At 70.7% G+C, this 5,210-nt stretch carries 5 protein-coding genes; 1 reads left to right on the top strand and 4 read right to left on the bottom strand.

Annotated features, from left to right (window positions below):
* Nucleotides 1–70 precede the first annotated feature (70 nt).
* Nucleotides 71–274 carry a hypothetical protein gene (locus ACFTZL_RS17410; protein WP_382582960.1) on the bottom strand — a complete coding sequence of 68 codons (204 nt, stop codon included), beginning with the start codon at nt 272–274 and terminating at the stop codon, nt 71–73.
* A gap of 248 nt (nt 275–522) precedes the next feature.
* Here ACFTZL_RS17410 and ACFTZL_RS17405 point away from each other — a divergent pair, with 248 nt between their 5' ends.
* Entirely contained in the window at nt 523–1,182 is a 660-nt protein-coding gene (locus tag ACFTZL_RS17405) for a DUF2848 domain-containing protein (protein ID WP_382582957.1), read from the top strand.
* A 31-nt stretch (nt 1,183–1,213) separates the two neighbouring features.
* On the opposite strand, the gene ACFTZL_RS17400 is transcribed toward ACFTZL_RS17405, so the two are convergent.
* The 3 genes from ACFTZL_RS17400 to ACFTZL_RS17390 form a co-directional block, all read right to left on the bottom strand.
* Nucleotides 1,214–2,911 carry a methyltransferase gene (locus ACFTZL_RS17400; RefSeq protein WP_382582954.1) on the bottom strand — a complete coding sequence of 566 codons (1,698 nt, stop codon included), beginning with the start codon at nt 2,909–2,911 and terminating at the stop codon, nt 1,214–1,216.
* Nucleotides 2,912–2,965: 54 nt separating this feature from the next.
* Nucleotides 2,966–4,165 (bottom strand): 4-hydroxybenzoate 3-monooxygenase, encoded by a 1,200-nt coding sequence (locus ACFTZL_RS17395; RefSeq protein WP_382582951.1) that lies wholly within the window; start codon nt 4,163–4,165, stop codon nt 2,966–2,968.
* 240 nt (nt 4,166–4,405) lie between these two features.
* Entirely contained in the window at nt 4,406–4,759 is a 354-nt protein-coding gene (locus ACFTZL_RS17390; RefSeq protein WP_382582948.1) for a MerR family transcriptional regulator, read from the bottom strand.
* Nucleotides 4,760–5,210: the final 451 nt, after the last annotated feature.

Here is a 5,210-nt window from a genome sequence, read left to right as displayed (position 1 = left end):
GGACCACACCGTGGTCCGGCCCTGTGATCTGGCGGAGATTCGAGCCCGGCCCGTCCTCAGACGGTCATCCTCAGGCGGCCGTCGGCCGCTGCCGCTCTGCCATGGCCCGCACCGCCGAGCCGGAAACGAGCACTCCTGACAGGGCGATGAGACTGGTCAGGATGTCCTGGATCTGCGCCGCCGGCGCATAGACGATCACGATGACGATCAGCAGGGCCGCCCAGTCCCTCGGGCGAGCGATGGACAGTACAGAGCGAGTTGGAGCCACAGTCATTGCGGTACCTCCTGGTCCTCGTTGCTGCTTGGGCCCCATAGTGGCGCCTCAGCACGCCAGGACATCGCTTGAGCACCCCGGTTACGGTCCACGGTCCCTCGAACGGGTGCTTGTGGAGCCCTGTTGCCCGCAACTCGCCCACCACCGAGGCGGTCAGCCGCTCTTGCGCAGCAGCTGCGGCGCGCCGCCGCCGCGTCCGGGGCGCGCCAGATGTTCACCTTGGTGTACTGAAGCGGAGTGAAGCGGAGTTGCGTCAACAGCGCGAGGTCGACGTCGTCCAGGTCCTCAACGCCGGGTATGCCGGACGCAGCCAGGAGGACGTCGCCGCGCACGTCGCGGAGCTCGCCGAGCTGGGCGTGCCCGGCCCGTCCGTGACGCCCGCCCTCTACCCCGTCTCCCCCTACCTCGCCCAGCAGACCGACCGGGTCCACGCGCAGCACGCGCACACCTCCGGCGAGGCGGAGTGGGCGCTCGTCGTGGCCAACGGTGGGGAACTGCTGCTGACCGCCGCCTGCGACCACACCGACCGCGACCTGGAGGTGCACGGCGTGGCCTGGAGCAAGAACGCGGGACCCGACGTCCTCGCCCGCCGCGCCTGGCGCCTGGCCGACGTCGAGTCCCGCCTCGACCAGCTCACCCTGCGCGCCTGGGTCACCCAGGGCGACAAGCCGACGGAGATTCAGCACGGCACCCTCGCCGAACTCCTCACCCCCGCCTACTGGATCGACGTCCTGCGCTCACGCGGCGCGCTCACGCCCGGCACCGTCCTGATCTCCGGCACCATCCCCATGGCCCCCGGCGTCGACCAGTTCGCCGACGGCTGGAGCGTGGAACTGTCCGACCCCGCCACCGGAGACACCATCCGCCTCGACTACGACGTCCAGCCGATGCCGGCCCCCATCGGCTGACGTGACGGCCCGGCGGCGAGGCGGCAGGCCGTCACGCCGAGGTCGGCCGGGCCTTCCGGACGTGCAGCACATTGCCGTCCAGAGGCAGCGGCGTCCGGTCCACCAGGACGAGGCCGGCATCGGCGAACAGCCCGCCGTAATGGCCGGCCTGCCGTTCGCGCCCGCCGACGTTGCACATCATGTGGAGATCCCAGGCGGTCGCCAGCGAGACCGAGCCGTCGGAGGGCAGTACGCGTTCGACGACGAGCAGATCGGCGTGATCGGGCATCGCGCGGGCGCAGTGGCGCAGGATCTCGCGGCAGCGCTCGTCGTCCCAGTCGTGCAGGACACGGGACAGGACGTAGACGTCACCGCCCGCGGGCACATCCGCGAAGTCGCCGGCCACAAAGGCACAGCGCGTGCCGTGACCGGCCTCCTCCAGCCGCAGGCGAGCGGCCTCGACAGCGTGCGGACGCTCCAGCAGGACCCCGTGCAGACGCGGGTGCGCGGCGAGGACGCGGCCGAGCAGTTCCCCGTTGCCACCCGCGACATCGACGACCGTGCCCCCGGCGGGTGCCTCGGCCGCGGCGGTGAGCGCCGGATGCGTGGGGACCGGGTCGAACATGGCGGCTCCGGCGGCCATGGACTGGTCGAAGAGTTCCGCGAGCCCGGGGTCGCGGGCGAAATGGTCGAAGTGGTTCTCGCCGAAGAGATGCTCGAAGGCGACCTGTCCCGTGCGCACGGTGTGCCCGAGTTCGGCGAAGGACCGGTAGAACGGGCCGCCGTACATCAGGGCCAGCGCCCGCATCGACCCCTGGGCATCGGCGCGCAGCAGTGCGCCCAGCTCGGTGAGCCGGAAGCCGTCGTGGCCTTCCTCCACCGCGCCCAGCATCGCGAGATAGCGCAGCAGCGTCGCCAGTTTCTCCGGCCTCGCGCCGGCCTCACGCGCCAGTTCCCCGACGTCGACGCCTCGCTCGTCGTCCATGGCGTCGGGTACCCGGAGTTGAGCGAACACGGCCAGGGCCTGCGTCGTCCACGCCCCGGTCAGCAGGCGCAGGAGCGTTTCGGCGGGCTGCCGGGCGCGATGCGCGTCGAGATGGTCGGCGAGCACGTCGCGGTGGTCGCCGGGCACGTACAGCTCCACGCGCCGGTACCCGGCCTTGGCCTCGGCGGCGGTGCCGAAATAGAAGACCGTGCCGTTCTCGTGCGGGTTGTAGCCGCCGCCGTCCGGGGTGGCTCCGTAGCGCGCGAAGGTCGCGCACAGGCCCCGCAGCACCAGCGGATCGGGCGCTACGACGTCGAAGGCGACGTGTGCCTCGTGCTGCCGCTCACGCTCGTGCGCGGCCATCGCGTCCAGGCCCGATCCCGGCGGCACGGTCAGCGCGAACAGCTCGACCGTACGGTGCTCCCCATCCGCGCCGGCCACCGCGGGGCGCAGGATGCCGACGTCCAGCTCGGCCGCCGGCCGCCGATGCCGTACGGCCAGTCGCTCGCGTACGACGACACTCGGCTGCGCCGGCAGGGACGCGAGGAGCCCGCAGTCGGTGAGCATCGCGCGCAACTCCGCCTCGTCCGACGGGAAGACGAGCAGCGCGGAATGGGAGAAACGGCAGCGCTCCACGAGGGCCCGCAGCTCCGGACCGTCGAGCCCGGGGAACAGGAGCGGGAGCAGGGCGGCGGTGTCCTGCTCCTTGACGAAGTCGACCGTCGCGAGCAGGCGGGACGTGTCGCCCGACAACGTCGTGATCATTGCGGGGATCCTCATTCAGATCTGGGATGACGCGGGCAGGAAAGGGGGCGGACCTCATACGCCGACGTAGTGCTCGGCGAACCAGTCCTGGTGGCTGCGCGACGTACGCAGCGAAGTGATGCGGGAGCGCCGCAGGGAGTTGTGGAACAGTGACGTGCCGTCCGAGCCGGACGGGCCGTGCAGCAACCGGATCATCCAGTGCGAGAACTCCTGCGCACGCCAGATGTACGCCAGGCACCGCGCGGAGTAGGCGTCGAGCCCCTCGGAGTCGCCGTGGACGAGGTCGTCGACCAGGGCGTCGGCGAGGTTCTCCGCCTCCAGGACCGCGAGATTGGCGCCCTTGGCCGCGCAGGGGCTGATGAGAGCGGCGGCGTCGCCGACGAGGAACAGCGGACCGTGCCGCAGCGGTTCGAGCACATCGGACTCCAGGTCGACGACGCTCCGCTGCACGACACGACCACGGTGCAGCGGACCGTACTCCGTTCCCCGCATCCGCAGATCCAGCTCGTCCCAGATCCGTTCCTCGGACCAGGCGTCGGCCGGAGTACCGCGCTCGCACTGCAGGTAGTAACGGGTGATCTCACTGGTCCGCGCCATGTGCCCGGCGAATCCCCGCTCGTGCACCGCGTATCCGACGGCGTCCAGACTGGGCGGTGCCTCGGCGAGCAGTCCGAGCCAGGTCACGCCGTGGTCGCAGTGGTGCCGGCGCACCGAGCCGGGCGGCAGCGACCGCCGGGCCGCGCCGTGCCGCCCGTCGCACCCGGCCACGTACCGCGCGCGCCATCGGCCGGGTCGCCCGTCCGCCTCGCGCACGGTCACCGAGGGCCGATCGGTGTCGGTGCCGAGGACGGCCACCGCCTCGGTGCCGAAGTCGACCCGCCCGCCGGAGGCCAGGAATCGCGTCAACAGATCGGTGACCAGGTCCTGTTGGGGATACACGGTGTGCCGCTCACCACGCCCGAGCCCGCTGTAGTCCAGCCGGAACCGGCCGTCCGCGCTGCGGAACTCACACACACTGTGCGCCCGCCCACGCCGCCGCAGCCCTTCGGCCAGCCCGTGCCGCTCCAGGATCCGCACGGTGGTGGCCGCCAGGAACCCGGCGCGCGCCCGCGTCTCGATGTGCGCGCGCTCGGCACGCTCCAGGATGACGCAGTCGATCCCGCGGTCCTGAAGAAGATTGCCGAGCACGAGCCCGGCCGGTCCGGCGCCGAGGATGACCACGTCCGCCGCGCTCCGGGTCTGCCTGTCTGTCACGAGACGGGATAGTAGGTCCCGGGAAGCGGCTTACTTGACGAAAATCACCTGAACGGGGAGAGCCGTAGCAGTGACGTGGGGCGTGCGGCCCGGAGAAGCGCGCGGGCCTTCCTGGACGCGCGGATTCGGCTCACCCCGAGCGGGGCGGCGAACGAGGAGGCACGACGTCCGAGAGGTGGACGAGCCTTCATGGTCGATCGAGCGGCGCGTGTGCGCCCCGACCGGCGGATGCCCACGTGATCAGCTGGAACCGGGAAGGGGGCTGTCGGGCGCTTCGTGCTCGGCACGGCGTCGGTACTCGGTGTTGATGCGCTGAGCTTCCTCGAGCTGGTCCTCAAGGATGACGATGCGGCAAGCAGCCTCGATCGGGGTGCCCCTGTCGACGAGCTCGCGGGCGCGCGCCGCGATCCGCAGTTGGTAGCGGGAGTACCGGCGGTGCCCGCCCTCCGAGCGCAGCGGGGTGATCAGACGAGCCTCACCGATGGCTCGGAGGAAAGCGGGGGTGGTGCCGAGCATCTCGGCGGCCCGCCCCATCGTGTACGCGGGGTAGTCGTCGTCGTCCAGACGACCACTGAGTGGGGTATCTGCTGTCATGTCACCTCGTTGTGCAACGCGTCGAGGGGCCCTGGGGCCGTACGGCACCAGGGCCCCGAAGGAAATTCAACACCATCTGTCGGCCCTCATGCTGTGCCGACCTTCTGTTTCCGCTACCAGCCCTGCAGAAGGGGGGTGCGGGGATCGCGGCTGCGTGACCGGGGACCACCTTCCAATCCGGGGTCTTGCGGTACCCGGCCATTGCTCTCGGGCCGGGCGATCCTGATGGCGTCTGCTCCTCCGTCCTTGCCGGTTCGTGTCGGCCGGGCTTCGCCTGGCCGTCTCAACGAGAAAAAGAGTAACCGCGCTGGTGGCCAATGTCTACTCTGGCAAAGATAGATTTCAGCTCTCTGGAGGAATAGATAGCCTGTGGCCTGCGATGACGTGTGACGCGGGTGCCCTCGTGGGCGGCGAAAAAACAGTGAGGGCCCTGCCGACACGTGTCGGCAGC

It is taken from the genome of Streptomyces sp. NPDC056948 (genome assembly GCF_042674225.1).
Lineage (GTDB): Bacteria > Actinomycetota > Actinomycetes > Streptomycetales > Streptomycetaceae > Streptomyces > Streptomyces purpurascens.
Note: the sequence above shows the minus strand (reverse complement) of the source record. Positions and strands in the feature narration are given on the sequence as shown.

Excerpts from the sequence above, each read along its gene's own strand:
- ACFTZL_RS17400 (WP_382582954.1), bottom strand. The coding sequence starts at position 2,911 with ATGATCACGACGTTGTCGGGCGACACGTCCCGCCTGCTCGCGACGGTC.
- ACFTZL_RS17390 (WP_382582948.1), bottom strand. The coding sequence starts at position 4,759 with ATGACAGCAGATACCCCACTCAGTGGTCGTCTGGACGACGACGACTAC.
- ACFTZL_RS17410 (WP_382582960.1), bottom strand. The coding sequence starts at position 274 with ATGACTGTGGCTCCAACTCGCTCTGTACTGTCCATCGCTCGCCCGAGG.